Here is a 24,651-nt window from a genome sequence, read left to right as displayed (position 1 = left end):
CCGGCACCCTTATGTAGAACGCCCATGAACACCATCTTTGATGTCATCGTTGTCGGCGGCGGGCACGCCGGGGTTGAAGCAGCGGCGGCCGCGGCGCGCATGGGCGCTCGCACCGCCTTGGTCACCCACCGGTTCGCGACTGTCGGAGAGATGTCCTGCAACCCGGCAATCGGAGGCCTGGGAAAGGGGCACCTGGTCCGAGAAATCGACGCTCTCGATGGCATCATGGCGCGCGCCGCCGATCGTGGTGGAATCCAGTTTCGCGTTCTGAACCGTAGGAAGGGGCCCGCCGTACGAGGTCCGCGAGCGCAAGCGGATCGCAAGCTGTACAAGAAAGCTGTGCAGGATCTCCTCCTTGAGACTGCCGGTCTATCGGTCATCGAAGGTGAAGCGGCCGGTCTGGTCACCGCCAAGGGAGAAGTGCAAGGCTTGAATTTGGGCGACGGGCGAAGGCTTTGCGCTCCCGCCGTCGTGATCACGACGGGCACATTCCTGAACGGCCTCATCCACCTGGGTGACGAGCGTTGGTCGGCGGGCCGGGTCGGCGAAGCGCCAGCAGTGGCGCTGGCGCATTCCATAGCCGCGCTAGGCCTCTCCATGGGACGTCTCAAGACGGGGACCCCAGCTCGTCTGGACGGTCGCACGATTGCTTGGAAGGATTTGGACAGTCAGGCGGGAGATGATCCGCCTGAGCCGTTCTCGACCATGACGGACCGTATCGAGGTCCAACAGGTCGCTTGCGGGGTCACCTCAACCACTGAACGCACCCACGCGATCATTCGTGAGAACCTTGCCAGGTCACCCCTCTTCTCAGGGGCGATCCAAGGGCGGGGGCCTCGATACTGCCCCTCCATCGAAGACAAAGTCGTTCGATTCGCCGACAGAACAAAACACCAGATCTTTCTGGAGCCGGAGGGGCTGGACGACGACACGGTCTATCCGAATGGCATTTCAACGTCGCTGCCGCGGGACGTCCAAAAGGCAGTGATCGCCAGCATTCCGGGTCTGGAGCATGCAGTGATGCTGCGGCCGGGATATGCGATTGAGTACGACTACGTCGATCCGCGGCAGCTTCGAGCGACGCTTGAGGTTTCCGCCTGCCGGGGTCTGTTCCTCGCCGGTCAGATCAATGGGACAACCGGCTATGAAGAGGCTGCGGCTCAGGGCGTTTTCGCAGGGATTTGCGCTGCGCTCCGGGCCGGTGGCAGAGAGCCTGTCTGCATTGACCGGACGCGCTGCTACCTCGGCGTAATGATTGACGACCTGGTGACCAGGGGCGTTACTGAACCGTACCGCATGTTTACGTCGCGGGCCGAGTATCGCCTGTCCCTCAGGGCCGACAATGCGGACGAGCGGCTGACTGAGTGGGGCTCGACGGTTGGGGTGGTCGGGACAGAGCGCTCGACGGCCTATCGCCAGAAGGCAGAACTCCTGGCTCGTTGGCGCCATCAACTTGATGTGCTGACTCTGACATCCGCGGCTGGCGCGCGGCTGGGCTTGCGGCTCAACCAGGATGGCGCGACCAGGAGCGCTTTCGATCTTCTATCCTATCCGACGATTTCGTGGTCCGATCTCGAGAAGATTTGGCCGGACCTCGGGAGAGCGCCGTTGAGTGTTCGGGAGAAGCTGACGGTCGATGCCATGTACGCCGTCTACCTCGACCGACAGCGCAAGGACATTGAAGCATTCAGGCGAGATGAGTCCGCGGTCATTCCGCCATCCCTCCGCTTCTCAGGATTGCCGGGACTCTCAGCGGAGCTTCAGAACCGCCTAAGCCAGGTTCGTCCAGAAAGCCTCGGCCAAGCGGCCCGACTCGAGGGAATGACCCCTGCCGCTCTAGCGATTGTCGCGGCCCATGTTCGCCGCTGTCATATCGATTCGGAGGCGTTATGACGGGTGTTGTGCGCGAGGTTTTGGATCGACTGCGTGTTTCACGTGAAACGGAAGAGGCGCTTCAGGTCTATGTTGATCAACTCGTGATCTGGCAGAAGGTCAAGAATCTGGTTGGGCCGAAGACCCTCGACAATGTCTGGAGTCGACACGTGGAGGATAGCGCTCAGCTACTTCCGCTTCTCGGGACGGCCGCACGCCTGGTTGACATCGGTTCGGGCGCCGGATTTCCTGGCCTCGTGCTCGCAATCCTCCTTCGTGAGCAGCAGGGCGCATTGATTCATCTGGTGGAGAGCAACAGTCGGAAATGCGCTTTCCTCAGGGATGTTTCTCGCCGTCTGTCGCTTCCGGTTCGGGTCCATAATGATCGCATTGAAGACGTACTCCCCACCCTTATCGGGCAGGTGGAGGGCGTCACGGCTCGAGCGCTGGCTCCGCTTAGTGGTCTGCTGGATCTCACAAATGAGCTGTTGACAGGACCCGTGGTAGGGGTCTTCCCCAAGGGCCAAGATGTAGAGCGCGAATTGACCGACGCCTCTAAATATTGGACATTCCAGGCCTCGGTGAAGGCGAGCTGTACCGATTCGAAGGCCCGAATCCTGCTGATTTCAGACGTTCGCCGCGCCACATAGCCTTTTGAGAAGGTGCGGACATGACCGACTCCATACGTCTCAGTCGTTCCGGTGACCGGCCTCGCGTGCTGGCCCTGGCTAACCAGAAAGGCGGGGTCGGAAAAACGACGACAGCCATTAATCTCGGCACTGCGCTGGCCGCAATAGGAGAGCGCGTTCTGATCGTCGATCTGGATCCTCAGGGCAACGCGTCGACGGGCTTGGGTATTGACCGCAAGAGCCGCAGGCGGTCGACCTACAACGTGCTTATCGGAGAATCGATGCTGCACGAGGCGGTCCAGGAGACAGCCGTTCCGCGCCTGTCCGTTGCGCCGTCGACTCTGGACCTTCTCGGGGTGGAGCTCGAGATCGCGAGCGAACGGGATCGAGCCCATCGGTTGAGGAACGCCATCTCCGCCCTTCATGCGACCCAACTCGCGGCTGGCGAGGAGTGCTTTACCTATATCCTTGTCGACTGCCCCCCTTCGTTGAACCTGCTCACGATCAACGCCATGGTCGCCGCTGGAGCGGTGCTTGTCCCGCTTCAGTGCGAGTTCTTCGCCCTCGAAGGTCTTAGCCAGCTGCTCAAGACCGTTGAGCAGGTCCGCGCTGCCCTGAACCCCTCCTTGAGCATCCACGGCATCGTGCTCACGATGTTTGATCCCCGAAACAATCTCTCGACCCAAGTGGTCCAGGACGTGCGCGAGTTCATGGGCGACAAGGTGTACGACACCGTCATCCCCCGAAATGTTCGCGTTTCAGAGGCCCCGTCCTACGGGAAGCCAGTGCTGCTCTACGACCTCAAATGCACGGGGTCGCAAGCCTATCTAAAGCTCGCCTCGGAGGTCATCCAGCGCGAGCGCGCGTTGCACGCAGCCTAGGTCGGCGCGCCCACAGGAGAGAAACATGGCTGAAGAAGCACGGTCCCGGCTCGGCCGAGGGCTCGCCGCGCTCATTGGAGACGTGGGGGACGAGGTCGCGGCGGTCGATCGCGCCAAAGGGCAACGCCGCGTTCCCATCGAATTCCTGCGGCCGAACCCGCGCAATCCTCGCAAGACCTTCGAGGAAAGTGACTTGGAGGACCTTGCAGCCTCCATTCGCGAGAAGGGGATCATCCAGCCGATCCTCGTCCGCACGCTCCCCGGAATGGCGGATGTCTACGAGATCATCGCGGGCGAGCGCCGCTGGCGGGCTGCCCAGCGGGCAGGTCTCCATGAGGCGCCGATCATCCTGATCGAAGCCACTGATCGCGAAGCGCTTGAACTCGCCATTGTCGAAAACGTCCAACGGGCGGACCTCAACGCGCTGGAAGAGGCGCTCGGTTACGAGCAACTGGCGACCGAGTTCAACTACTCGCAACAGGACCTGGCGAAGATCATCGGCAAGAGCCGCAGCCATGTGGCGAACACCATGCGCCTTCTCAAGCTGCCTGAGCCGGTGAAAGCCATGGTCTCCGAGGGCCAGCTGACGGCCGGGCACGCCCGGGCCCTGCTCACGATGCCGGATCCGGAAGCCGCGGCCAAGCGCATCGTCGAGAAGGGGCTGAACGTCCGCGACGTCGAGAAGATGTCCCAGGAGGCCCAGGCCGATGCTGGGGCTGCTCCCAGGCGACAGAGGCCGGAGAAGGACCCGGATACCCGGGCGCTGGAGAAGGCGCTTGAAGACGTGCTCGGCATGGTGGTGACCATCCAGCACGGCAGCCGGGGGGGCGAGGTCAAGATCCGGTACAAGACTTTGGACCAGCTGGACACGCTGTGCCGTCGCCTGAGGGACTGAGCTAGCTCCGGCTGGCCCGCATCGCCACCGTGATGAAGGCCCTTGAGGCGAGCGACTCCGACAGGGCGCCCATGCGACGAGCCTGGGCCTGAGCCTCCCGAAGCGTGGCGATGGCGCTTTCGAGCCCCGGGCGGCTCCATTTCGTGAGCTGGCGCTGGAAAGCGGATTTCCGCTTGAAGAAGACCCGGGCCGCGTCGGTCACGCGGTCCATATCGCCGCCGAGATCCAGGCTCACCCGCGCCTTGTGCAAAGTCATCGCGTGGCGCAGGGCGGCTCCCACGAGGACGCCAGCGTCCTCGCCCTCCTGAAACAGGCGGCCAAGTCCTGGGTCCAGGGCGTCCATGTCCCCGAGGAAGAGCGCGTCGAGCACGGCGTCCAGCACGGAGGCGGCGGCGTCCGCCATGACGGCCTCCACGTCGCCAGCCGTGATTTGCCGGGCGCCCTGGGCGTAGGCCGCCAGCTTCTCCATCTCCCGCCGGATCAGGAGCCGGTCGGGGGCAAGGATCTGGCGCAGCAATTCCTTCGACTCACGGTCGGCAGACAGTCCGAATTCCTGAAGGATTCCGTCCACGAGGGCTGGGATGTCGCGCGCTTCGTCGGCGTAGCAGGGAAGCGCGACGCCTGTCTTCGCGCCCTCCACGAGCGCCCGCAGCGGATTGCGAGCGGCGAGATCCCCCGCCTCAAGGACCACTCGTGCGTCGGTCGGAGGCGCAGCAACCAGGGGCTGGACCAAAGGCGTCAGGTTCTTGGAGCCGGCCCGCACCCAGATGGACCGGCGGCCTCCGAAGAGTCCGATCGTGCCAGCCTCATCGGCCAGTCGCGCAGGATCGGAGGCGATCTCGTCGCCCTCGAGCTTGACGAGTTGGAATGCGTCTTCCGGGTCCTCCACATACCCGCGAGCCAGATGTCGGGCGCGCTCATTCACGAGCCCGGCATTAGGTCCGTAAACCAGGAAGAGCGCGAAGGCTGGATCGGGGCGGCGCAGGAAGGCGTCCACCTCGTGGGCCTTGCGCGTCGCCATCTCAGGTCCCCGTGGCCAGCTTTGCGCCGATTCGGGTCCGTAGCTGCTCGGCGAGCGTCTTCGCGATCCGGATCTCCGCGTCGCGAGCGGCTCTAAGCGCAGCGAAACGGTCCGGCGAGCGGTCATAAGACGCCGAAGCGAAAGCCGTGCCTTTGAAGACCTCGCGCTTGGACGCGATCTCGGTCAGGGTGAAATTCACGGTCGCCAGGATCGTCGCGGCGGTCGCGCGTCCCGTCGTCGTGTTGACGATGGTCGCCTGAACGTTCTCGGTGGCGGTCATCGACAGCCGGTAGCGCGGGGGCGCCTGCTGCCCGGAGCCGTTCAGCTCGAAGCGGAGCTCCTCGACCAGATAGTGGCCCAGGCGGTCCTGCACTTCGTCGATGACAATGCCCTTCAGCCCGGCCTCAACGGAGCCGCCGCCGAGCTTGGCTTCGCCGTACATGGGCCGGAGGCAGCCCCCCAGCGGCAGCGCAAGAGCCCCCAGCAGCATGGCGGCGCGAGCGGCGCGGCTGAACGATTCAGACGACGACATTGACGATCCTCTGGGGAACAACCACGACCTTTCGAACCGCCCGGCCCTCCAGGGCCCGCTGCACGGCCTCGAGCTGAAGCACCGCGGCCTCGACCTCGGGCGCGGAGGCGGTGCGCGCCACGGTGATGTCCGCCCGCTTCTTGCCGTTGATCTGGACAGGCAGCGTGATCTCGTCCTCGACGACCAGCGCGCGATCCGCCGCAGGCCAGGGCTGGTCGGCGACCAGGCGTTGATGACCCAACGCCTGCCAGCACTCCTCAGCCAGGTGGGGCATCATGGGGGCGATGATCTGGATGAGGAACTCGCCGGCTTCCCGGAAGGCGAACGCCAGATCGTCGGGCCGCTCCTCGGAGGAAATCGCACCGATCGCCGCGGAGAGGGCGTTCGCGAGCTCGTAGGCATGGGCGACGCAGCGGTTGAACCGCAGGCGCTCGACGTCCTCCTCGGTCCGGATCAGCGCGCGGTGAGCGGCCTTGCGGATCGCGAGCGCCTCGGTCGAGAAGTTCGCGGGCCGAGCCGCGCCAATGGGCGCTGCGACGCGCGCGATTTCGGCCGTGAGGCGCCACAGCCGCTGGACGAAGCGCGAGGCGCCCTGGACGCCCTCTTCTGTCCAGATCACGTCGCGCTCGGGCGGGGAATCGGAGAGCATGAACCAGCGAGCCGTGTCGGCGCCGAAAGTCCCGATGATGTCGTCCGGGTCCACGGTGTTGCGCTTGGACTTGGACATCTTCTCGATGCCGCCGATCTCGACGGGCTCTCCGGTGGAGAGCAGGGTCGCCTTGCGGGCCGCCCCGTCCGCCTCGATCTTGATCTCGGCGGGCGACACCCATGAGCCATCCGGACCCTTGTAGGTCTCGTGGACGACCATGCCCTGGGTGAAGAGGCCCTCGAACGGCTCATCGAGGCCAACGTGCCCGGTGGCCTTCATGGCGCGCGTGAAGAAGCGCGAGTAGAGCAGGTGTAGGATCGCGTGCTCGATGCCGCCGATGTACTGGTCCACGGGCAGCCAGCTGTCCGCGACGGCCCGGTCGGTCGGCTCGTTCTCGAGCCACGGGTCCGTGAAGCGCGAGTAGTACCAGGACGAATCCACGAAGGTGTCCATGGTGTCGGTCTCCCGCCGGGCCTCGCGGCCGCATTGCGGGCAGTCGACGTGCTTCCAGGTCGGATGGCGATCCAGCGGGTTGCCGGGCACGTCGAAGCTGACGTCCTCCGGAAGCTTCACCGGCAGGTCCTTGTGAGGGACCGGCACGACGCCGCATGCCTCACAGTGAATGACCGGGATTGGACAGCCCCAGTAGCGCTGGCGCGATATGCCCCAGTCGCGCAGGCGGAAGTTCACTTTCCGGGTCGCGACAGGGCGGTTCGCCATCGATTCGGATTCGAGACGACGGGCGACCTCCTCCTTGGCCTCCAGGATGGTCATACCGTCAAGAAAGCGCGAGTTGATCATGCGGCCGTCGCCGTCATAGGCGACGTCCGTGACGACGAAGCTCTCGGGGGAGACATCGGGCGGGCAAACGACCGGGGTATTGCCCAGGCCATACTTGTTCACGAAGTCCAGGTCGCGCTGGTCGTGGGCCGGGCACCCGAAGATCGCGCCCGTGCCGTATTCCATGAGAATGAAGTTCGCGACGTAGACCGGGAGTTCCCACGACGGGTCGAAGGGGTGCCGCGCACGGATGCCCGTATCGAAGCCCTTCTTTTCGGCCTTGTCGATCAGCTCCTGGGCGGTGCCGGTGCGCTTGCATTCCTCGATAAAGGCGCCGAGCTCCGGGTTGCGCTCCGCCGCGGCGCGCGCAAGCGGGTGGTCGGGCGCCAGGGCCAGGAACTTGGCGCCGAACAGCGTGTCCGGCCTCGTCGTATAGATCTCGACTTCGCTCTCGCCATTCGGCGCGGTGTTCGGATCGAGCGCGAAACGGACCATCAGGCCTTCCGAGCGGCCGATCCAGTTTCGCTGCATGAGGCGGACCTTTTCAGGCCAGCGATCCAGCGTGTCCAGCGCGTCGTTCAGTTCCTGGGCGAAGGCGGTGATCTTGAAGAACCACTGCGTCAGCTCGCGCTGCTCGACCAGCGCGCCGGAACGCCAGCCGCGACCATCGATGACCTGCTCGTTGGCAAGCACCGTATGGTCCACCGGGTCCCAGTTCACTTTGGCGGTCTTGCGGTCGACGAGACCGGCCTGGAGAAAGTCCAAGAACATGCGCTGCTGGTGCTTGTAGTAGGCCGGGTCGCAGGTCGCGATCTCCCGATGCCAGTCCAGGGACAGGCCCATGGATTTCAGCTGCCCACGCATGGTGGCGATGTTGGCGTAGGTCCAGGTCGCCGGATGCACCTTGTTGGCCATGGCGGCGTTCTCCGCCGGCATGCCGAACGCGTCCCATCCCATGGGGTGCAGCACGTTGAAACCCCGGGCTCGCTTGTAGCGGGCCACCACGTCGCCCATGGCGTAGTTGCGCACGTGGCCCATGTGGATGCGCCCCGACGGGTAGGGGAACATCTCGAGGACGTAGTACTTGGGTCGCGGGTCGTCGTTGCGGGTGCGGAACAGCTCACGCTCTTCCCAGATGCGCTGCCACTTGGGCTCCGCCTCGCGGGCGTTGTAACGCTCGGACGTCATCGGTGTATCAAGGGCCTCGTCTTGGCCTGCCCGGAGAGGGGCGACAAAAGCTCATCGCTCGCGCCGCTTGCGCCGCGCGCGTGCGCGGGACTAGGACACGAATGGGCCTTGGGGTCAACGGCGCAGCGCGCCGGACGAAAGCGGAGCGGGCAGAACCAACATGAGCACGCAAGAGGGCGCGGCGGAGCGCCTGGTTGAAGTCCGGCGGACCATTGCGCGGGCCGCCGGTGAGGCGGGCCGCAAGCCCGAGGACGTCACCCTGGTGGCGGTCTCCAAAACGTTCGAGGCGCACGACATCGTCCCGGTGCTCGAGGCAGGCCAACGGGTCTTTGGCGAAAACCGCGTGCAGGAGGCCAAGGCGAAGTGGCCGGGGCTGAGAGAGCGCTTCCCGGATGTGGAGTTGCACCTGATCGGACCGCTGCAGTCGAACAAGGCCAAGGACGCCGTCCAACTGTTCGACGTGATCGAAACCGTGGACCGAGAGAGCCTCGCCAGCGAACTCGGCAAGGAGATCGCCCGGCAGGGGCGGGCGCCCCGGCTCCTGGTCCAGGTCAACACCGGCGAGGAGCCGCAGAAAGCGGGCGTGGCGCCGGGCGAGGTTGACGCCTTCCTGAAGGCGTGTCGTGAGCAGTGGGGCCTCGCCATCGAGGGCCTGATGTGCATCCCGCCGGCCGACCAGCCGCCGTCCCCTCATTTCGCGCTGCTGCGGGTCATCGCGGAGCGGAATGGACTGAAGATCCTGTCCATGGGCATGAGCGCCGATTTCGAGGAAGCCATCCAGGTCGGGGCCACTCACGTGCGGGTGGGCAGCGCGATCTTCGGCCACCGGGGCTGAGCGGGACGAAGGCTAGAAGCGCAGTCCGGTCCTTTCGGATATCAGGGACCGGGCCGCGCCGTCAGTGTAGTCGGCCGCAGCCAACACCGCGCCTGCCGCCAGCAGCGCGGCTCGGTCCAGGGATGTCGCCATCCCGATCACCGGCAACCCGGCTGCTCCCGCGGCCCTGATGCCTGAGCGCGAGTCCTCGAAAGCGAGCGAGCGGGCGGCATCGCCGTCCAGGCGCGCGAGGCCTGTGAGATACGGGAGCGGGTGCGGCTTCGCGTGCTCGATCTCATCGCCGATCACGAGCACGTCGAACCGCCCTTCCAGGCCAAGCGCCTGGAGCATCATGCTGGCGTTGGCGCGTGGCGCGTTGGTCACCACGCAGGTCTCGACGTCCTGGTCGGCGGCGCGGGCAAGCAGTTCGAGAAGGCCGGGCAGGGGCTCCAATTCATCCGCCATGGCCCGGAAGTTGGCTTCCTTTTCGTCCGCAAGGCGACGGTGCTCCGACTCGGGCAGGTCCGGAAACACGTCGCGCATAATGGCGGCGTTCTGCCGGCCCATGATGTGCTCGACGTAGTACGCGAGGTCCACCTGTCGGCCGAAGGGCGCGAGCATGCGGTTGAACGCCTTCAGGTGAACCGGGTCGGTGTGGACGAGCGTGCCGTCAAGGTCGAACAGCAGACAGGGGCGTTTTCCACTCACAGGCGTTCTCGATCAGGTGATGACAATGCGGGTTTCGGCGGAGAGCCGGGGCAGGATGCGGAGGAGATCCGCACGGCGCAGGGCCACGCAGCCTTCGGTGGGGGCGAATCCGGGCCTGGCGACATGCATGAAGATCGCGCTTCCCCGGCCGCCGATCGCCGGCCTGCGGTTCCAATCCAGATCAACGACGATGTCGTAGAGGCCATCCGGTCGCGTCATGGATTCGCAGCTGGCCGGGTAGGGAAGGCGCACCGGCCTGTTGTAGTTCCGGTCCCCAGGAGCGTCGCACCAGCCGTCGCCCTGGCGAATGGGATCCAGCCTAAGGCCGGACCGGGGGCGCAGGCCGGCGTCGGCGCGGTAGAATGCTCTCAGCGGTCGCAGCGTGGCGCGGGGGGAGGCTCCGTCGCCCTCGCGCTTGTCGGCCGAAACCCCTCCCCGGCCGAGGGCGCAAGGAAAAGCGTAACCTCCTGCCAGGAGGAGACCCCGCCGAGGGTCGCCCGGGCGTCTGATCACCCTGATTTGGCGAAACGGGGCGCTTCGTGCCACTGTGAACTCCGGATGCGGCGATCGCGCGGAATGGCGCAGGCGAAGGGCGGGTTGCGGCGCAGCCCGCGGCTGCGCTACTTGAACCATCTTTGCGCGTCCGGCGCCAACCCGCGCTGCCCTGGGCAGCGCCGAACCAGCGGAACGCCATGTCGAACGTCCGCAGCATCCTGGTGGTCGACGACGACGTCGAACTCGCCGCCGCTCTCGCCGAGCAGCTGTCGCTTCACGAGGAATTCGAGCCCCGCACGGTGGACACCGCCGCCAAGGCCCTCGCCATGGTCAAGGACGACCGGGTCGACCTGGCCCTGATGGATGTCGGCCTGCCCGACATGGACGGGCGAGAGGCGGTGAAGCTCATGCGCCGGAACGGGTTCCGGTCCCCGATCATCATGTTGACGGGGCACGATTCCGAATCAGACACGGTGCTGGGCCTCGAATCCGGCGCCAACGACTATGTGTCCAAGCCATTTCGCTTTTCCGTTCTGCTAGCCCGCATCCGCGCCCACCTGCGCCAGCACGAGGCCAGCGAGGACGCTGTCTTCACCATCGGCCCGTACACGTTCCGGCCGAGCGCGAAGCTGCTGGTTTCCCAGAACGGCTCGAAGCTGAAGCTGACCGAGAAGGAAACGGCGATCCTGCGATTCCTGTACCGGGCGGGCGAGAAGGTCGTGACGCGTGATGTGCTGCTCACCGAGGTCTGGGGCTACAATTCAAACGTGACCACGCACACCCTGGAAACCCACATCTACCGCCTGCGGCAAAAGATCGAGCGCGATCCCTCCAACGCGCAGATCCTCGTCACCGAGGCCGGCGGCTACAAGCTGCTTCCCTAAATCGAGGGCGTCCGCCGCGTGGCCCTGAAAAGCGACATCGCCATCCTGCAGCAGGCGCCTCTGCTCCGTGATCTGGAGCCGGCCGCCCTGCAGTTGCTCGCCTTCGCGGCCGAGGCGCGCACGTACAAGGCCGGAGACGTCCTGTTTCGTCGAGGAGACGCCTCGGATGGCGGCTTCGTGGTGACAGGCGGGGCCGTTTCGATGGATGCCGGCGCAGGAGCCAAGCCGCTGGTGGTCGGCCCGGGCGCACTGATCGGCGAACTCGCGATGATCGTGGATACGGAGCGTCCGGCGACCGCCCTCGCGGCCGAGACCACGACCGTGCTTCGAATCACCCGGGACATGTTCCGGCGGGTGATGCAGGAATTTCCAGAGTCGGCGGCCGCCATGCGGGACGCCATTGCGGAGGAGGCGCGCGCCACTGCGGGCAAGCTTTCGGCGATCGGCTACCGGCTCGCGGCCGTGGACCTGGCCGAAGAGCGCTTGCGCAAGGGCCGAGGCGCCTGATCAGACGTCGAGGTGAACCAGGACGGGGACGTGGTCCGACGGGCGTTCCCAGTTCCTCGCCTCGCGCAGGATGGCGCTGCCGGCCAGCGATCCCCTGAGCTCCTTGGAAACCCAGACGTGATCCAGGCGGCGGCCGCGGTTGGCCGCCTCCCAGTCCTTCGCGCGATAGCTCCACCAGGTGTAGACGCGCTCGGGCTCGGGCGTGAGGGTCCGGATGGCGTCCACCCAGTCGCCGCAGTCGAGCACTCCCAGCAGCTTGTCGCATTCGACCGGCGTGTGGGAGACCACGTCCTTCATCTGCTTGTGGCTCCAGACGTCGTTCTCGAGCGGCGCTACGTTCAGGTCCCCAACCACGATGGCGCGGCCGGCGGCTGGCCGGTCCATCCTGCACCAGTCCTGCATCTCGTCCAGGAAGCCGAGCTTGTGGGCGAACTTCTCGTTCACCTCGGGATCAGGGATGTCGCCGCCGGCCGGGACATAGAAGTTGTGGATCGTCACCCCGGAAGCCGCGCCGGCGTCCTTGAGCTCCACGCTGATGTGACGGGCGTCGTTCTTGCCGCAGAACGCCTTCGAACCGCGCTCCTCGAAGGGCAGGCGGGAGATCACGGCCACGCCGTGGTAGCCCTTCTGGCCGTGAATGGCGATGTGGTTGTAGCCAAGTTTCCGGAAGTCGCCGAGCGGGAAGCGATCATCCGGGCACTTGGTCTCCTGCAGGCACAGCACGTCCGGCTGGTGGTCCAGCAGGAACTGGGTGACGAGACCGGAGCGCAGGCGGACGGAGTTGATGTTCCAGGTGGCGACGTTCAGGCGCAAGGCAGCATCCTCGGGGGCTACCCGAGGCCTAGCCGGTCATGCGCGGGCCTGCAAGCCGGTCCGGCGTCACAGGCGTGGTCCGGTCATTGCAGGACGCGGGTGAAGTTGATGTTGAAGAGGTTCTGGTCGAGCTTCGCCTGGAGCTGGACGTTGCGGAGGCTGACGTTCGTCTCGTAGCCCTGCGGGTCCACCACCAGCCACTGCTTGAGGGCGAATGTCTTCGGGTCAAAGAACAAGGTCACGCGAGACGTGCCGCCGAATGTGGAGCGGTCCTCCAGAGTCACGCTAACGAGGTCGCCCTCGTTCTCCGCGCTGACGAGCTTCGTGTCACGGGCGAGGTCGACGCGTTCCTTCAGGAGAAACTTCAAGGGCGTCTGACCGATCGAATAGACATCCTGCGTGTTCAGCTTGCGGTCGCGAATGGCGACCGAAGTCCCGTCCGCCACAATCTCCAGAGGCGCGGCGCGGTATTCGAAGCGCATGCGGCCGGGCTTCTGCACGTAAAGGTCGCCCTCCAGGCGCCGACCATTCTGGCCCACCTGCACGAACTGGGCGCTCATCGACGTCATGGCGTTCAGGGTGGCGTTGGCCCGCTCGACGATGGCCTGCGGGGTCATCTCGGCAGGAGCCTTCGCGGCCGGCGCGGCTTGGGCCGGAGAGGAAGGGGCTGCCTGGGGCGGGTCGATGCCCAAGCCGCCATCGCCGGCGCTGGCGACCGAGGCCGGACGCGGAACCGGCAGGGGTATCCGCCGCGGAGCGGCTGGCTTGGGGGTTGACTTCGCGACGGCTGCGGGGGCGGCCGGAGCCGCGGGCTGCTCATCCGTGGTCGCCTGGGAGTGGGCTGCGCAGGCGCCGAACAGGAAGCCTGCCAGGCCGATGAGGACGCGAGTGGATCCGTGACGCATGATGCCGTCCGCTTAAACCGCCGTTATGGCCGTTTCACGGCCTGACACCTGGCGCGCGCCGGGCGTCTCAGTCCTCGTCGAACGGAGCGTCGCCTCCGCGGCCCGCCGGCTGCTCGAGAAGGATCTCGCGCTTGCCCGCATGATTCGCCGGACCAACAATGCCTTCCTTCTCCATGCGTTCCATCAAGGAAGCGGCCCTGTTGTAGCCGATCTGGAGCCGGCGCTGGATGTAGGAGGTAGACGCCTTCTTGTCGCGCAGGACCACCGCGACCGCCTGGTCGTACAGGTCGCCGCCAGGTGCGCCGAAGTCGCCCTTGTCGAACACGGCGCTGTCCTCGTCGCCGTCGCCCGCGGCGCCTTCCTCCTCGTCCTGGGTGACGGCGTCGAGGTATTGCGGCCGGCCCTGGGACTTCAGGTGGGCCACAACTTTCTCGACCTCGTCGTCGGAGACGAAGGGGCCGTGGACGCGGCTGATGCGGCCGCCGCCGGCCATGTAGAGCATGTCGCCCTGGCCCAGCAACTGCTCGGCGCCCATCTCGCCCAGGATGGTGCGGCTGTCGATCTTCGACGTGACCTGGAAGGAGATGCGGGTCGGGAAGTTGGCCTTGATGGTGCCGGTGATGACGTCCACCGACGGGCGCTGGGTTGCGAGCACCACGTGGATGCCGGCGGCGCGGGCCATCTGGGCGAGGCGCTGGATGGTGCCCTCGATCTCCTTGCCGGCCACCATCATGAGGTCGGCCATCTCGTCCACGATCACGACGATGTAGGGCAGGGGCTCGAGATCCATGATCTCGTCCTCGTACACCGCTTCCCCGGTTTCGCGGTCGAAGCCGGTCTGCACCGTGCGAGTGATCACTTCGCTCTTCTGCTTGGCTTCCGAAACGCGGGCGTTGAACCCGTCGATGTTGCGGACGCCGAGCTTGGACATCTTCTTGTAGCGCTCCTCCATCTCGCGGACCGCCCACTTGAGGGCCACCACGGCCTTCTTGGGGTCGGTGACCACCGGAGTAAGGAGGTGCGGGATGCCGTCGTAGACGGACAGTTCGAGCATCTTGGGGTCCACCATGATCAGGCGGCACTGCTCGGGCTGCAGCCGGTAGAGCAGGGACAGGATCATGGTGTTGATGGCGACCGACTTGCCGGAGCCGGTGGTGCCGGCCACGAGCAGGTGGGGCATGCGGGCCAGCTCCGCGATCACGGGCTCGCCCCCGATGGTCTTGCCCAGGCAGAGCGCCAGCTTGAACTTGGTCTTCTCGAAGTCCTCCGACGCCAGCAACTCGCGCAGGAACACGGTCTCGCGCTTCTGGTTGGGCAGCTCGATGCCGATGGCGTTGCGGCCGGGCACGACGGCCACGCGGGCGGAGACCGCGCTCATGGAGCGCGCAATGTCGTCGGCGAGGCCGATGACGCGCGACGACTTGATGCCGGGCGCGGGCTCGAGCTCGTAAAGGGTCACGACCGGGCCCGGGTGGACCTTGATGATTTCGCCCCGGACGCCGAAGTCCTCCAGCACGCCTTCCAGCAGGCGCGCATTCTGCTCCAGCGCGTCCGCGGAGATCCCTGGCGAGGCCGCCTTCTTGGGTTCGGAGAGCAGGGCCAGCGGCGGCAGCTGGTAGCTTTCGCCGTCGTCGAGGAACGAGGATTGCGCTTCCTTGTCGAGACGCTTGCCGGGCCGGGGCGCCGGGGCCGGGGCGACGACCCGCGGAGCCGATGCACCCTCGGGAGAGGGACTCGCTTTCGGGGCAGGCGGGATGTCGTCCTCGTCCTCTTCGTCCTCGTCGAAATCGCGAACAGGGGCAGGCTGGGGCGCCGGCCGGAGGCGGCCTTCGGGCGCGGGTGCACGGGTGGGAGCGGCGGGCTCACCCGCCGCGGCTCGGGCGAATCCAGGCTCCACGCGGCGACCGGGAGGCGGGGGCAGGTCGTCGTATTCGTCGGGTTCGCTCGGCGGCATGGCGGCGCGGACGCGCTCCATGAAGCCCGGGCCGGCGGCATGGCGGCGCCAGGCGCGCGCGGCGGCTCCCTTGATGCTGAGCAGGCCGTGGATGACCGCTCCCACCGACACGATCGCGAGGCCGGGCTCGCTGCCGCGGTCGTCCTCGTCCGGGTCCTCGGACTTGGACGAGCGGGTCTCCCGCGGCTCCGGATCGTCGGACAGTTCCTGGTCGAAGCCCAGGCCGGAGGCGGCGGACAGCGTGAGGATCGAACCAATTCCGAGCGCAAGCGTGACGATTAGTTTGCCGACGCCGTGGCTCACGCCCGGAAGAGTGTGAATGATGTGCAGAACGGAGTCGCCCAGCACGCCGCCAAGCCCGGTGGGAAGCGGCCAGCGCGCGGTGGCGGGCAGAGAGCTGGCCAGGCCCGCCGCGGCGATCGAGCCGCCGAGCCACAGCATGACGCGCAGGCGACCACGGAAGAGGCGCCGACCGGAGAGCAGGCGCACGGCGGCCAGCGCCGGGGGGGCGAGCAGGGCGATCGAGGCCAGGCCGAAGATCTGCATCAGCACGTCGGCGGCGATCGCGCCGGGTCGGCCCAACAGGTTGCGCACAGGCCCATTGATGGCGTGGTTCAGGCTGGGGTCCTGCACGGACCAGGTGACCAGCGCCAGCCCGCATGCGCCGGCCGCCGCCAGCAACAGCAGGCCAGTCAGCTCCGCGGCGCGGCGCCACAGGAAGTCGCGCAGGGCTTCCGAGAGCTGGTCCAAGCCCGAACTGCTCGCTCGTGTCGTCCGCATTCGCCGGATCCGCGTCCAAAAGGGAGAGACCCGCGCATGCGCGCAGGTCGGGTTCCTCACCCTAGGAAGAGCGCGGTTAAAGGCTGCTTAACCATCGGGGTCGTCCGCGGCCCGATCGCGAGCGGCTCCATCGGGCGCATGAAAAAGGGCGGCAGGATGGCCCGCCGCCCAGTTCAGGGAGAAAGGAGGGGCAGAGCGCCCCCTCCGGCGCAGCTCAGTAGTTGTAGGCGCGCTCGCCGTGCTCAGCGATGTCCAGACCCTCGCGCTCCTTTTCCTGCGTGACGCGCAGGCCGAAGATCACGTCCACGATCTTGTAGAGGATCGCCGAGCCGACGCCGGACCAGAGCAGGGTCAGGCCGACCGCCTTGAGCTGGGTGATGACCTGCGTGGCCATCACATAGTCGCCGGGGGACGCCTCGCCGGGCTTGGCGGCGTAGTCGACGAGACCCGTGCCGCCCAGGTCGGGAGACACCAGGATGCCGGTCGCCACCGCGCCCAGGATGCCGCCGATGCAGTGAACGCCGAAGACGTCCAGGGAGTCGTCGTAGCCGAGGGCGTTCTTGACCGTCGAGACGAAGAAGAAGCACACGGCGCCGGCGGCGAGGCCGAGCACGATGGAGCCCATCGGGCCGGCGAAGCCGGAGGCCGGGGTGATGGCCACGAGGCCGGCGACCGCGCCCGACACCATGCCGAGAAGCGAAGGCTTGCCCTTGGCGGCCCATTCCACGAACAGCCAGGCGACGGCCGCCGCGGCAGTGGCGACGAAGGTGTTCACGAAGGCCAGGGCGGTCGTGCCGTTGGCCTCGAGGTTGGAGCCGGCGTTGAAGCCGAACCAGCCGATCCACAGGAGGGAGGCGCCGATCATCGTCATGGTCAGCGAGTGCGGGGCCATCAGCTCCTTGCCGTAGCCGACGCGCTTGCCGATCAGGATGCAGCCCACCAGGCCTGCGATGCCGGCATTGATGTGCACCACGGTGCCGCCGGCGAAATCCAGCGCGCCCCACTTGTAGAGCATTCCGGCATCCGCCTGGACTTCCGCAAGCTTGGCTTCCGCGGCGGCCTTGGCGGCGGCGTCGGATCCCGCGGCGGCGACAGCCTTGGCGGCGTCGGCGATCGCGTCCGGCCCCGCCCAGTACCAGACCATGTGGGCGATCGGGAAGTAGATGAAGGTGACCCACAGGACCACGAAGGTGATCAACGCCGAGAACTTGATGCGCTCGGCGAAGGCGCCGACGATCAGCGCGGGCGTGATGCACGCGAAGGTCATCTGGAAGGCCATGTAGACCAGTTCGGGGATGACCACGCCATTGGAGAAGGTGGCCGCGACGGCGTTGACGTCGACACCCTTCAGGAAGGCCTTGGAAAAGCCGCCCACGAAATCATTCAGGCCGCCGCCGTTCGTGAAGGCGAGCGAGTAGCCGTAGAAGACCCACAGCAGCGCCACGATGGACACGATCGCGAAGACCTGGGTCAGGACGGCCAGCATGTTCTTGGTGCGGACGAGGCCGCCGTAGAACAGGGCCAGACCCGGAATCGACATCATCAGGACCAGGGCGGTGGAGACGAGCATCCAGGCCGTATCGCCCTTGTTCGGGACCGGCGCATCGGCCGCGTAAGCGGAGACGCTCGTCAGCATGGCGAGCGACGCCCCAAACACGCTCGCCCTGACTGTGGCAGACAACTTCATTGGTAAGAACTCCTGTCAGGAAGCGACTCAGAGAGCGTCAGCGTCGCGTTCGCCCGTGCGAATGCGGACCGCCTGCTCGATGGGGGAGACGAAGATCTTGCCGTCGCCGATCTGGCCGGTCTTCGCGGCGGAAGAGATGGCGTCGATGACCTTGCCCACGAGATCCGAGGAGACAGCGACCTCGATCTTCAGCTTGGGCAGGAAGCTCACGGCGTATTCCGCGCCGCGATAGATCTCGGTATGGCCCTTCTGGCGGCCATAGCCCTTCACTTCGGTGACTGTCAGGCCGTGCACCCCGATGGCGGTCAGCGCGTCGCGCACCTCCTCGAGCTTGAACGGCTTGATGATGGCCATCACGATTTTCATGGATGTCGGTTCCCCGTTACGCCACCAGCGCATGGTCGGGATGCGCGGTTCGAGCCGACGGGGGTCTTTCAAGGGTCGTGCCAGATGGGGCAGGACCGCCGACGAAAAGCCAGAGCGGGGCGATTCGCGGCCAAAACGAGGGCGCCCAAAGGGAATGCGCCCTCCCGGCCCTTGAGGCGCATCAATCGGGCGCCTACAGATTGAGCAGACGATTAAATGGGCAGCACCCTCAGGCTTAATTGCCGAAGTTACTTGGCCCTGGGGCGGATCAGGCCTTCCTGGGCGACCGACGCGACGAGCCGGCCATCCGGCGTGAACAGAGAACCGCGAGAGAAGCCGCGCGCGCCACTGCTCGACGGGCTGTCCTGGGCGTAAAGCAGCCAGTCGTCGGCCCTGAACGGGCGATGGAACCACAGGGCGTGATCGAGGCTGGCGGCCTGGATGTCGCTGTCGAATACGCTGCGGCCGTGGGCGACCAGCGCCGAGTCCAGCAGCGTGATATCCGAGGCGTAGGCCAGCACGCAGGCATGGACCACGGGATCATCGGGCAGCGCGGACGAGGCGCGCACCCACACGCTGAACCGGGGTTCACGCGGATCCCGCGAGATGTAGCGCTGGATGTCCACCGGCCGCAGCTCGATCGGCCTTTCCCGCTCGAAGTAACGGCGCGCCGGCTCCGGCATGAGCGGCAGGATCTGCCGGCGCATCTCGGCCTCATCGGGCAGAGCCTCGGGCGCGGGCACGTCCGGCATGCCCATCTGGTGGTCGAAGCCACCCTCCTCGATCTGGAACGAGGCCGACAGGGTGAAGATGGCGTGCCCGTGCTGAATCGCCTTGACGCGGCGGGTGCTGAAGCTGCCGCCATCGCGGATGCGCTCTACCTCGTAGATGATCGGCGTTTTCGGATCGCCGGGCAGCACGAAGTAGCCATGGAGGGAATGAGGCCGGCGGCCTTCGACCGTGCGGCACGCCGCCATCAGCGCCTGGGCGATCACCTGGCCGCCAAACACGCGCTGCCATCCGATCTGCGGGCTCACGCCGCGGAACAGGTTCACCTCCAGGGGCTCGAGATCCAGCGTGGCGAGGAGATCGGCGACGGCGTTCGGCATGGGGCGCTCGCGACTGTTCGGCTCCTTATGCCACTGGTCGCGGCTGATCCGCCAGTGACGGCGACAGCGGGGCGCGTTGCGGGGCCAGGCGCCCGGGAGTATGAAGCGGGCCGTCACCGGGCCTTAGAGGTCGCCATGCCGCATGCGAGCGCCGAGCCGTCACCCAGAACCGATGTGCTCGTGGCGGGGGGCGGGGCCGCCGGCCTCACCCTTGCGCTGGCGCTCAAGAGCGCCCTGCGCGGGCAACTGGCCGTAACGGTCTGCGATCCCGCCCTGAGTTCCCCTCCGCGGCGGGACGACCGGGCCTTCGCGCTGGCTGCGGGACCCCGGCGCATGCTGGAGACGCTTGGCGCCTGGGAGGCGATCGCCGCCGAGGCCGAGCCAATTCGCTCGATGATCATCACGGACAGCCGGACATCGGATCCGGTCCGTCCCGTGTTTCTCGATTTCAGCGGAGACGTGGGCCCGGACGAGCCTTTCGCCCATATGGTGGAACATGGGGCGCTGATCGAGGCGCTTCTTCATCGCGCCCGGGAAGCGGGGGTGGTCCTCCGGGCGGAGCGCGTGTTGGGCGTGGATACGCGGCCGGAGCGCGCGGTGGCGCGCCTGTCTGGCGGCGGAACCCTTGCGGCGTCGCTCGTGGCCGCCTGTGATGGGGCGGGTTCGCCCTTGCGCGAGCAGGCTGGCATCGGGACCGTGTCGTGGCCCTACCGGCAGTCGGGGATCGTGGCCACAATCGCGCACGAGCGGGATCATGAGGGCCGGGCCGAGGAGCACTTCCTGCCTTCGGGCCCCTTCGCGATCCTGCCGCTGAGGGGACGTCGTTCCTCCATCGTCTGGACGGAGCGTTCGGACAACGTGCCGGCCCTGCTGGGCCTCGACAAAGAGGACCTGCTGGCGGAGATTGAGCGGCGGTTTGGACTGCGTCACGGCAAGCTCACGCTCGAGACCCCGCCCGTGGCCTGGCGGCTGCAGTTCATGGTGGCCCGCCGCTTCGTGGGCGACCGCCTGGCCCTCGTGGCTGACGCCGCGCACGTGGTCCATCCGATCGCGGGGCAAGGCCTCAATCTGGGCCTGCGCGACGTGGCTGCTCTCGCCGAAGCGGTCGTCGGCCAGGCCGCCCTGGGGCTCGATCCTGGCTCTCACGAGGTCCTGAAGGAGTACGAGCGGGCTCGCCGGTTCGATACGGTGGCGATGGGCCTCGTCATGGAAGGCCTCAATCGTCTGTTCTCGAACGACGTGGCGCCCGTGCGGCTGGTCCGGGATGTCGGGCTCGGTCTGGTGGACCGCATGCCCGGCCTGAAGCGGTTCTTCATCCGCCAGGCCGCGGCCGTCGCGCCTGCCGCGCCGCGCCTGCTGCGGGGCGAATCGCTCTGAGGCTCAGTCCTCCAGCCTGCGCGCTTCCTCCGGGAGCATGATCGGGATGCCGTCCCGAATGGGATAAGCCAGCTTGGCCGAGCGGCTGACCAGCTCCTGGCGGGCCGAATCATAGTCGAGCGGTCCGCGCGTGAGCGGGCAGACGAGGATCTCCAGCAGCTTCGGATCGATGCGCGAGGCCCCCTGCGGGAGCCTTTCCGTCGACGGTTCGTCGGTCATTGCAGGGGCGACTCCGATCCGTCCTGGCCCCGCGCCAGATCCATTTCGGTGATGGCGACCAGGATCTCCGCCCGGGTCTTGAGGTCGGGCGCTTCCAGGAGCGCCTGTTTTTCGCGAGGGTCGAAGGGGCTCATCATCGAAAGCGCGTTCACGAGGGCCTCATTGGAGGCCTCCTTGATGCCCTTCCAGTCGATGGACAGGTCGTTGGCGTCCACGAAGGCCCGCAGGGTGCGAATCACCGCCTCCCGATCCACCTCGGCCTCGCCGGCGCGCGCCTCGTAGTCGCTCGGGTAAGCCGAAAAGTCGACGCGGCACTGCCGGTAGGGCGTCGTGACCAGCAGCTCCTCCACGATTCGAAAGCGGGCGACCCCTGTCAGCGTGATCAGGTATCGGCCGTCGCCCGTCTCGGAGAACTGCGTGATCCGGCCGGCGCACCCCACCGCGTAGAGACTGGGGTTGCGGGGCATCACCTCGGACTCGACCTCAGGCTGGACCATTCCGACGATGCGGGGCCCTTTGAGCGCATCATCCAGCATGGCGAGGTAGCGCGGTTCGAACAGGTTCAACGGCATCTCGCCGCGGGGCAGGAGAAGGGCGCCCGGCAGGGGGAAGACCGGTATCACGGCCGGCAGGTCGCCGGGGCCGCGATAGGTCGGGTTCATGGCCATGGCGCCCTCCCGACGCATGCCTACCGGAACAGCACGGCGGAGAGTTTCCGGCGTCCGGCGATGGAGGCGGGATCCATGGGGCCCCAGGCCTCGAAGTACTGCAACAACTGCTTGCGGGCCCCGTCCTCGTTCCAGGTCCGGTCCCGCTTGACGATCTCGATCAGATGGTCTGTGGCCGCGTCCCGGTCCCCCTTGGCGCCCAGCGCGACGGCGAGGTCGAATCGAGCCTGATGGTCGGCCGGATCGGCCTCCACCCGACGCTGCAGATCGGCGAGGTCGCCCAACGAGCCGGCCTGTTCGGCCAGGTCCAGAGCCGCGCGGGCGCCGGCGACAGCCGGGTGGCTCTCCTTGCCGGCGGGCGTCGTCTCCAGGATGCGCTTTGCGCCCTCGAGGTCGCCGAGATCGACATGCACCTTGGCGAGGGCTCCGATGGCGGCCAGATTGTCGGGCTCCTGGGCGAGGACCGCGCCGAACAACTCAGCCGCGCCGGCGGGGTCGCCGACGGAGAGCAGCGCTTCGGCCTCCTTGATCAGCTCCTCGGTCGCGCCAGGTCCAAGCGGTCCGACCAGCCGCTCGATGAACTGCTTCACCTGGCTTTCAGGCAACGCGCCCATGAAGCCGTCCACTGGCTGCCCGCGCTGAAAGGCGATCACGGCGGGAATGGACTGGATGCCCAGCTGGCCGGGGATCTGCGGGTGCTCGTCGATGTTCATCTTGACGAGCTTCACCTTGCCGCCGGCGGCCTTGACGGCCTTCTCGATCACGGGCGTGAGCTGCTTGCACGGCCCGCACCAGGGCGCCCAGAAGTCCACCAGCACCGGGCGGTTCATGGATTCCGCGAGCACATCCTGGCGGAAGCCCTGGGTCGTGGTGTCCGCAATGAGTGTGTCTGCGCCGGCAGGCGCGGCGCTCGCGGCTTCGAAGGCCATCTTGTCTCTCCTGGCCGGTCCGACCGGCGTTCGTCTGGGCGTAACATGGGCCCGCGCGCGCGAAACGGCAACGCCGGGCCGCCGGCCACGAATCAGGCAGGTTCCTCCTGCCGCGCGGTCCCGATCTCCACAACCAGGGGCTCATGCCCGGTCGACTGGAGGAAGCGGAGGAGTCCCTCGTGACTCAGGCCCGTGGTCATGGTGTTCACCAGCGGATGCACGTTGATGCGCTCATGCTCCATGAGGCGCGCGTCCAGGACCACGGTGGCGCGCCCCTGCGTGTCGTTGATCGCGGCCAGAGGCGTCACCGAACCGGGCGTCACGCCCAGCACGTCCATCAGGAGATCCGCAGAGCCGAACGAGACGCGGCCGGAGCCGCCGATCAACTCGTGGACCTTCTTGAGGTCAATGACCGTGTCCTCCAGGGCGGAGATCAGGAAGAGCCGGCCCTTCTTGTCCTTTACGAAGAGGTTTTTCACGTGCGCGCCAGGCAGTTCGCCGCGCAGGCGCTTGGATTCCTCTACGGTGAAAACTGCGGGGTGCTCCACCGTCTCCACAGCGACGCCCAGTTTGGCGAGGGCGGCGAACAGGCTTTCGGGCGTGGCGGGCATCGGATCCTCTTTGAATTCCCAGGCCTCTGCGTCAGCGCGGTTCTACGAACGGCGTCCGTCCGCCGCAAGGCGCATGGGCCTCCCGGACGAGCCCGCGAAAAAAGATGAGAAGGCGTGTTGCATCGCCCGCCGAGTTGTTGCATATACCGCCCGCCGGCGGCGGAAACGCTTCGGCGAAAGCGGGTGTAGCTCAGGGGTAGAGCACAACCTTGCCAAGGTTGGGGTCGAGGGTTCGAATCCCTTCGCCCGCTCCAATTTCCCTTCACCCAAGGGAACAGAAAAAAGCCGCCCGTCTGGGCGGCTTTTTTGTTTGCTTGCGGCCGTTGCGGGCAGCTTGGACGGAGTCCGGCCGCCACTCAGTCGGTGGCGGCGAGCTCTGGACCCGCCAGGGCCTGCCGCGGACGGCGGTCGATCAGCGGGTTGGGTCCGGCGAACTCGATGAGCTTTCCGAAGTCGGACACGAGCACCTCGCGCCGACGCACGCCGACCCCGTGCGGCTCGAGAGCCACGAAGCTCCTCCACAGATTTTCAGGCGTGGTGCCGAGGTAGAGGGCCAAAGCCTGCTTGCTCATCGGCAGCCTGGTCCATTGGCCCTGGGCGTCGCCAGGCACGTTCAGCAGGATCCAGTTGGCCAGCCGCTCGGCCATCGTGCGCAGCTTCTGGTTCTTGAGCTCGGCCATGACCTCCTGTTCGCAGTCGGCGATATCGCGCGCCACATTGCGAGCGAACTGGAGATTGGCGCCGAACAGCGTTCGAACGTTCTGGGCCGGGACCAGCACGAATCGCGAGTTGGAGAGCGTCCGCGCGGAAAACGTGTTGGGCGTCTGCGTGATGGCGCAGGACAGAATGAAAGCTGCAGAGGGATAGATGAACCCGAGCCCCGACTCCCGCCCGCGATGGGTGGAGAAGCGCTCGATCTGCCCTTCCAGCAGCACGTACACGAAGGGCGACGTCTCGCCTTCATCGAAGAGGGCGACATTGGAGGGATAACGCTGAACGAACGAGCCCTGAGTCAGGCTCATGAGCGCTTCTTCGCCCAGCCCTTCGAAAAGTGGGGCGCCTTTGATCAATTCGATGACAGCTGTCGCCACGGGAAACCGTATTGAATTTCGACAAAGGGTCACAATACATATGTGACCTCGCAAAATTAGACCTCAAAATGCAGATGGTCAACCGAAATCCAGAAAGCCGCGCCGCCGTCCTCTGGCACATTGCGAAACGCCAAAGCTAAACTCGTCATCTACGATTTGCGAGGGACCAGCTTGAGACCCGGTCACATGCAATCTCTCGCGACAAGATCGTAGTCTGATGTTTTAAGGCTCCGATCATGTCTTGGTTTCAGTGCATCGACGTAGATGATTCGTCAGGTACGACAAGT

At 66.5% G+C, this 24,651-nt stretch carries 24 protein-coding genes and 1 tRNA gene; 9 read left to right on the top strand and 16 right to left on the bottom strand.

The window, feature by feature from the left end; genetic code table 11:
* The first annotated feature begins 24 nt into the window (after positions 1-24).
* The 4 genes from mnmG to SLNSH_RS11915 are packed head-to-tail and all read left to right on the top strand — an operon-like array spanning position 25 to position 4,277.
* Positions 25-1,893, top strand: a complete 1,869-nt coding sequence (gene mnmG, locus SLNSH_RS11930) for a tRNA uridine-5-carboxymethylaminomethyl(34) synthesis enzyme MnmG (RefSeq protein WP_106337217.1) — start codon at positions 25-27, stop codon at positions 1,891-1,893.
* Positions 1,890-2,522 (top strand): 16S rRNA (guanine(527)-N(7))-methyltransferase RsmG, encoded by a 633-nt coding sequence (gene rsmG / locus SLNSH_RS11925; protein ID WP_106337216.1) that lies wholly within the window; start codon positions 1,890-1,892, stop codon positions 2,520-2,522. The genes mnmG and rsmG overlap by 4 nt, the downstream gene beginning before the upstream one ends.
* A 20-nt stretch (positions 2,523-2,542) precedes the next feature.
* On the top strand, positions 2,543-3,382 hold the full coding sequence (locus SLNSH_RS11920; RefSeq protein ID WP_106337215.1) for a ParA family protein: 840 nt from the start codon (positions 2,543-2,545) through the stop codon (positions 3,380-3,382).
* Positions 3,383-3,407: 25 nt separating this feature from the next.
* On the top strand, positions 3,408-4,277 hold the full coding sequence (locus SLNSH_RS11915; protein ID WP_106337214.1) for a ParB/RepB/Spo0J family partition protein: 870 nt from the start codon (positions 3,408-3,410) through the stop codon (positions 4,275-4,277).
* 1 nt (position 4,278) lies between these two features.
* Here the strand turns inward: SLNSH_RS11915 and holA are convergent, their stop codons facing one another.
* Genes holA through leuS form a run of 3 tightly spaced genes read right to left on the bottom strand, consistent with a single transcriptional unit; the run spans position 4,279 to position 8,447 of the window.
* A complete protein-coding gene (holA, locus tag SLNSH_RS11910) occupies positions 4,279-5,298 on the bottom strand; it encodes a DNA polymerase III subunit delta (RefSeq protein ID WP_106337213.1) in 1,020 nt (339 codons plus the stop codon).
* 1 nt (position 5,299) lies between these two features.
* Positions 5,300-5,830, bottom strand: a complete 531-nt coding sequence (gene lptE / locus SLNSH_RS11905) for an LPS assembly lipoprotein LptE (RefSeq protein ID WP_106337212.1) — start codon at positions 5,828-5,830, stop codon at positions 5,300-5,302.
* Positions 5,817-8,447 (bottom strand): leucine--tRNA ligase, encoded by a 2,631-nt coding sequence (leuS, locus tag SLNSH_RS11900; protein ID WP_106337211.1) that lies wholly within the window; start codon positions 8,445-8,447, stop codon positions 5,817-5,819. Before leuS ends, lptE begins: the two co-directional genes overlap by 14 nt.
* Before the next feature lie 160 nt (positions 8,448-8,607).
* Between leuS and SLNSH_RS11895 the strand changes: the two genes are divergently transcribed.
* On the top strand, positions 8,608-9,282 hold the full coding sequence (locus SLNSH_RS11895) for a YggS family pyridoxal phosphate-dependent enzyme (RefSeq protein ID WP_106337210.1): 675 nt from the start codon (positions 8,608-8,610) through the stop codon (positions 9,280-9,282).
* 12 nt (positions 9,283-9,294) lie between these two features.
* Here the strand turns inward: SLNSH_RS11895 and SLNSH_RS11890 are convergent, their stop codons facing one another.
* Together SLNSH_RS11890 and SLNSH_RS11885 are read right to left on the bottom strand one after the other, a co-directional pair.
* On the bottom strand, positions 9,295-9,969 hold the full coding sequence (locus SLNSH_RS11890; protein ID WP_106337209.1) for an HAD family hydrolase: 675 nt from the start codon (positions 9,967-9,969) through the stop codon (positions 9,295-9,297).
* A gap of 12 nt (positions 9,970-9,981) precedes the next feature.
* A complete protein-coding gene (locus SLNSH_RS11885) occupies positions 9,982-10,602 on the bottom strand; it encodes a L,D-transpeptidase family protein (RefSeq protein WP_106337208.1) in 621 nt (206 codons plus the stop codon).
* Positions 10,603-10,661: 59 nt separating this feature from the next.
* Here SLNSH_RS11885 and SLNSH_RS11880 point away from each other — a divergent pair, with 59 nt between their 5' ends.
* The gene (locus SLNSH_RS11880; RefSeq protein WP_106337305.1) at positions 10,662-11,348 is read left to right on the top strand and encodes a response regulator transcription factor; all 687 of its coding nucleotides are present in this window, start codon (positions 10,662-10,664) and stop codon (positions 11,346-11,348) included.
* Between the two features lie 18 nt (positions 11,349-11,366).
* Positions 11,367-11,855 (top strand): cyclic nucleotide-binding domain-containing protein, encoded by a 489-nt coding sequence (locus SLNSH_RS11875; RefSeq protein ID WP_106337207.1) that lies wholly within the window; start codon positions 11,367-11,369, stop codon positions 11,853-11,855.
* Here the strand turns inward: SLNSH_RS11875 and xth are convergent, their stop codons facing one another.
* The 6 genes from xth to tesB form a co-directional block, all read right to left on the bottom strand.
* On the bottom strand, positions 11,856-12,668 hold the full coding sequence (gene xth / locus SLNSH_RS11870) for an exodeoxyribonuclease III (protein ID WP_106337206.1): 813 nt from the start codon (positions 12,666-12,668) through the stop codon (positions 11,856-11,858).
* Between the two features lie 83 nt (positions 12,669-12,751).
* On the bottom strand, positions 12,752-13,573 hold the full coding sequence (locus tag SLNSH_RS11865; RefSeq protein WP_106337205.1) for a LolA family protein: 822 nt from the start codon (positions 13,571-13,573) through the stop codon (positions 12,752-12,754).
* Between the two features lie 67 nt (positions 13,574-13,640).
* Positions 13,641-16,307 carry an FtsK/SpoIIIE family DNA translocase gene (locus tag SLNSH_RS11860; RefSeq protein WP_106337204.1) on the bottom strand — a complete coding sequence of 889 codons (2,667 nt, stop codon included), beginning with the start codon at positions 16,305-16,307 and terminating at the stop codon, positions 13,641-13,643.
* Positions 16,308-16,521: 214 nt separating this feature from the next.
* Positions 16,522-17,943: an ammonium transporter gene (locus SLNSH_RS11855; RefSeq protein WP_245422302.1), complete on the bottom strand. Its 1,422-nt coding sequence runs from the start codon at positions 17,941-17,943 to the stop codon at positions 16,522-16,524.
* Between the two features lie 78 nt (positions 17,944-18,021).
* Complete coding sequence (locus SLNSH_RS11850) at positions 18,022-18,360, bottom strand: P-II family nitrogen regulator (protein ID WP_106337202.1); 339 nt, start codon at positions 18,358-18,360, stop codon at positions 18,022-18,024.
* 248 nt (positions 18,361-18,608) lie between these two features.
* Positions 18,609-19,469 carry an acyl-CoA thioesterase II gene (gene tesB, locus SLNSH_RS11845; protein ID WP_106337201.1) on the bottom strand — a complete coding sequence of 287 codons (861 nt, stop codon included), beginning with the start codon at positions 19,467-19,469 and terminating at the stop codon, positions 18,609-18,611.
* 135 nt (positions 19,470-19,604) lie between these two features.
* Between tesB and SLNSH_RS11840 the strand changes: the two genes are divergently transcribed.
* The gene (locus tag SLNSH_RS11840) at positions 19,605-20,846 is read left to right on the top strand and encodes a ubiquinone biosynthesis hydroxylase (protein ID WP_106337200.1); all 1,242 of its coding nucleotides are present in this window, start codon (positions 19,605-19,607) and stop codon (positions 20,844-20,846) included.
* A 3-nt stretch (positions 20,847-20,849) separates the two neighbouring features.
* Here the strand turns inward: SLNSH_RS11840 and SLNSH_RS11835 are convergent, their stop codons facing one another.
* From SLNSH_RS11835 to SLNSH_RS11820, 4 genes are all read right to left on the bottom strand, one after another.
* Positions 20,850-21,065 carry a Trm112 family protein gene (locus SLNSH_RS11835; RefSeq protein WP_106337199.1) on the bottom strand — a complete coding sequence of 72 codons (216 nt, stop codon included), beginning with the start codon at positions 21,063-21,065 and terminating at the stop codon, positions 20,850-20,852.
* Entirely contained in the window at positions 21,062-21,733 is a 672-nt protein-coding gene (locus SLNSH_RS11830) for an LON peptidase substrate-binding domain-containing protein (protein ID WP_106337304.1), read from the bottom strand. Before SLNSH_RS11830 ends, SLNSH_RS11835 begins: the two co-directional genes overlap by 4 nt.
* A 20-nt stretch (positions 21,734-21,753) precedes the next feature.
* Positions 21,754-22,662, bottom strand: coding sequence for a thioredoxin (gene trxA, locus SLNSH_RS11825; RefSeq protein WP_106337198.1), 909 nt, complete (start codon positions 22,660-22,662; stop codon positions 21,754-21,756).
* Between the two features lie 92 nt (positions 22,663-22,754).
* On the bottom strand, positions 22,755-23,273 hold the full coding sequence (locus tag SLNSH_RS11820; RefSeq protein ID WP_106337197.1) for a prolyl-tRNA synthetase associated domain-containing protein: 519 nt from the start codon (positions 23,271-23,273) through the stop codon (positions 22,755-22,757).
* A gap of 179 nt (positions 23,274-23,452) precedes the next feature.
* On the opposite strand from SLNSH_RS11820, the gene SLNSH_RS11815 reads away from it, so the two are divergent.
* Positions 23,453-23,527: transfer RNA gene (locus SLNSH_RS11815), tRNA-Gly, on the top strand.
* A 102-nt stretch (positions 23,528-23,629) separates the two neighbouring features.
* Here the strand turns inward: SLNSH_RS11815 and SLNSH_RS11810 are convergent.
* Positions 23,630-24,364, bottom strand: a complete 735-nt coding sequence (locus tag SLNSH_RS11810) for a cyclic nucleotide-binding domain-containing protein (RefSeq protein ID WP_158266745.1) — start codon at positions 24,362-24,364, stop codon at positions 23,630-23,632.
* Positions 24,365-24,651 lie beyond the last annotated feature (287 nt).

It is taken from the genome of Alsobacter soli (assembly GCF_003004785.1).
GTDB classification, from domain to species: domain Bacteria; phylum Pseudomonadota; class Alphaproteobacteria; order Rhizobiales; family Beijerinckiaceae; genus Alsobacter; species Alsobacter soli.
This window is presented reverse-complemented; position numbering and strand designations above follow the sequence as displayed.

Coding starts and splice junctions, on each gene's coding strand:
- mnmG (WP_106337217.1), top strand. CDS start 25: ATGAACACCATCTTTGATGTCATCGTTGTCGGCGGCGGGCACGCCGGG.
- rsmG (WP_106337216.1), top strand. CDS start 1,890: ATGACGGGTGTTGTGCGCGAGGTTTTGGATCGACTGCGTGTTTCACGT.
- SLNSH_RS11920 (WP_106337215.1), top strand. CDS start 2,543: ATGACCGACTCCATACGTCTCAGTCGTTCCGGTGACCGGCCTCGCGTG.
- SLNSH_RS11915 (WP_106337214.1), top strand. CDS start 3,408: ATGGCTGAAGAAGCACGGTCCCGGCTCGGCCGAGGGCTCGCCGCGCTC.
- holA (WP_106337213.1), bottom strand. CDS start 5,298: ATGGCGACGCGCAAGGCCCACGAGGTGGACGCCTTCCTGCGCCGCCCC.
- lptE (WP_106337212.1), bottom strand. CDS start 5,830: ATGTCGTCGTCTGAATCGTTCAGCCGCGCCGCTCGCGCCGCCATGCTG.
- leuS (WP_106337211.1), bottom strand. CDS start 8,447: ATGACGTCCGAGCGTTACAACGCCCGCGAGGCGGAGCCCAAGTGGCAG.
- SLNSH_RS11895 (WP_106337210.1), top strand. CDS start 8,608: ATGAGCACGCAAGAGGGCGCGGCGGAGCGCCTGGTTGAAGTCCGGCGG.
- SLNSH_RS11885 (WP_106337208.1), bottom strand. CDS start 10,602: ATGGTTCAAGTAGCGCAGCCGCGGGCTGCGCCGCAACCCGCCCTTCGC.
- SLNSH_RS11880 (WP_106337305.1), top strand. CDS start 10,662: ATGTCGAACGTCCGCAGCATCCTGGTGGTCGACGACGACGTCGAACTC.
- SLNSH_RS11865 (WP_106337205.1), bottom strand. CDS start 13,573: ATGCGTCACGGATCCACTCGCGTCCTCATCGGCCTGGCAGGCTTCCTG.
- SLNSH_RS11860 (WP_106337204.1), bottom strand. CDS start 16,307: ATGCGGACGACACGAGCGAGCAGTTCGGGCTTGGACCAGCTCTCGGAA.
- SLNSH_RS11855 (WP_245422302.1), bottom strand. CDS start 17,943: ATGCTGACGAGCGTCTCCGCTTACGCGGCCGATGCGCCGGTCCCGAAC.
- SLNSH_RS11850 (WP_106337202.1), bottom strand. CDS start 18,360: ATGAAAATCGTGATGGCCATCATCAAGCCGTTCAAGCTCGAGGAGGTG.
- tesB (WP_106337201.1), bottom strand. CDS start 19,469: ATGCCGAACGCCGTCGCCGATCTCCTCGCCACGCTGGATCTCGAGCCC.
- SLNSH_RS11840 (WP_106337200.1), top strand. CDS start 19,605: ATGCCGCATGCGAGCGCCGAGCCGTCACCCAGAACCGATGTGCTCGTG.
- SLNSH_RS11835 (WP_106337199.1), bottom strand. CDS start 21,065: ATGACCGACGAACCGTCGACGGAAAGGCTCCCGCAGGGGGCCTCGCGC.
- SLNSH_RS11830 (WP_106337304.1), bottom strand. CDS start 21,733: ATGGCCATGAACCCGACCTATCGCGGCCCCGGCGACCTGCCGGCCGTG.
- trxA (WP_106337198.1), bottom strand. CDS start 22,662: ATGGCCTTCGAAGCCGCGAGCGCCGCGCCTGCCGGCGCAGACACACTC.
- SLNSH_RS11820 (WP_106337197.1), bottom strand. CDS start 23,273: ATGCCCGCCACGCCCGAAAGCCTGTTCGCCGCCCTCGCCAAACTGGGC.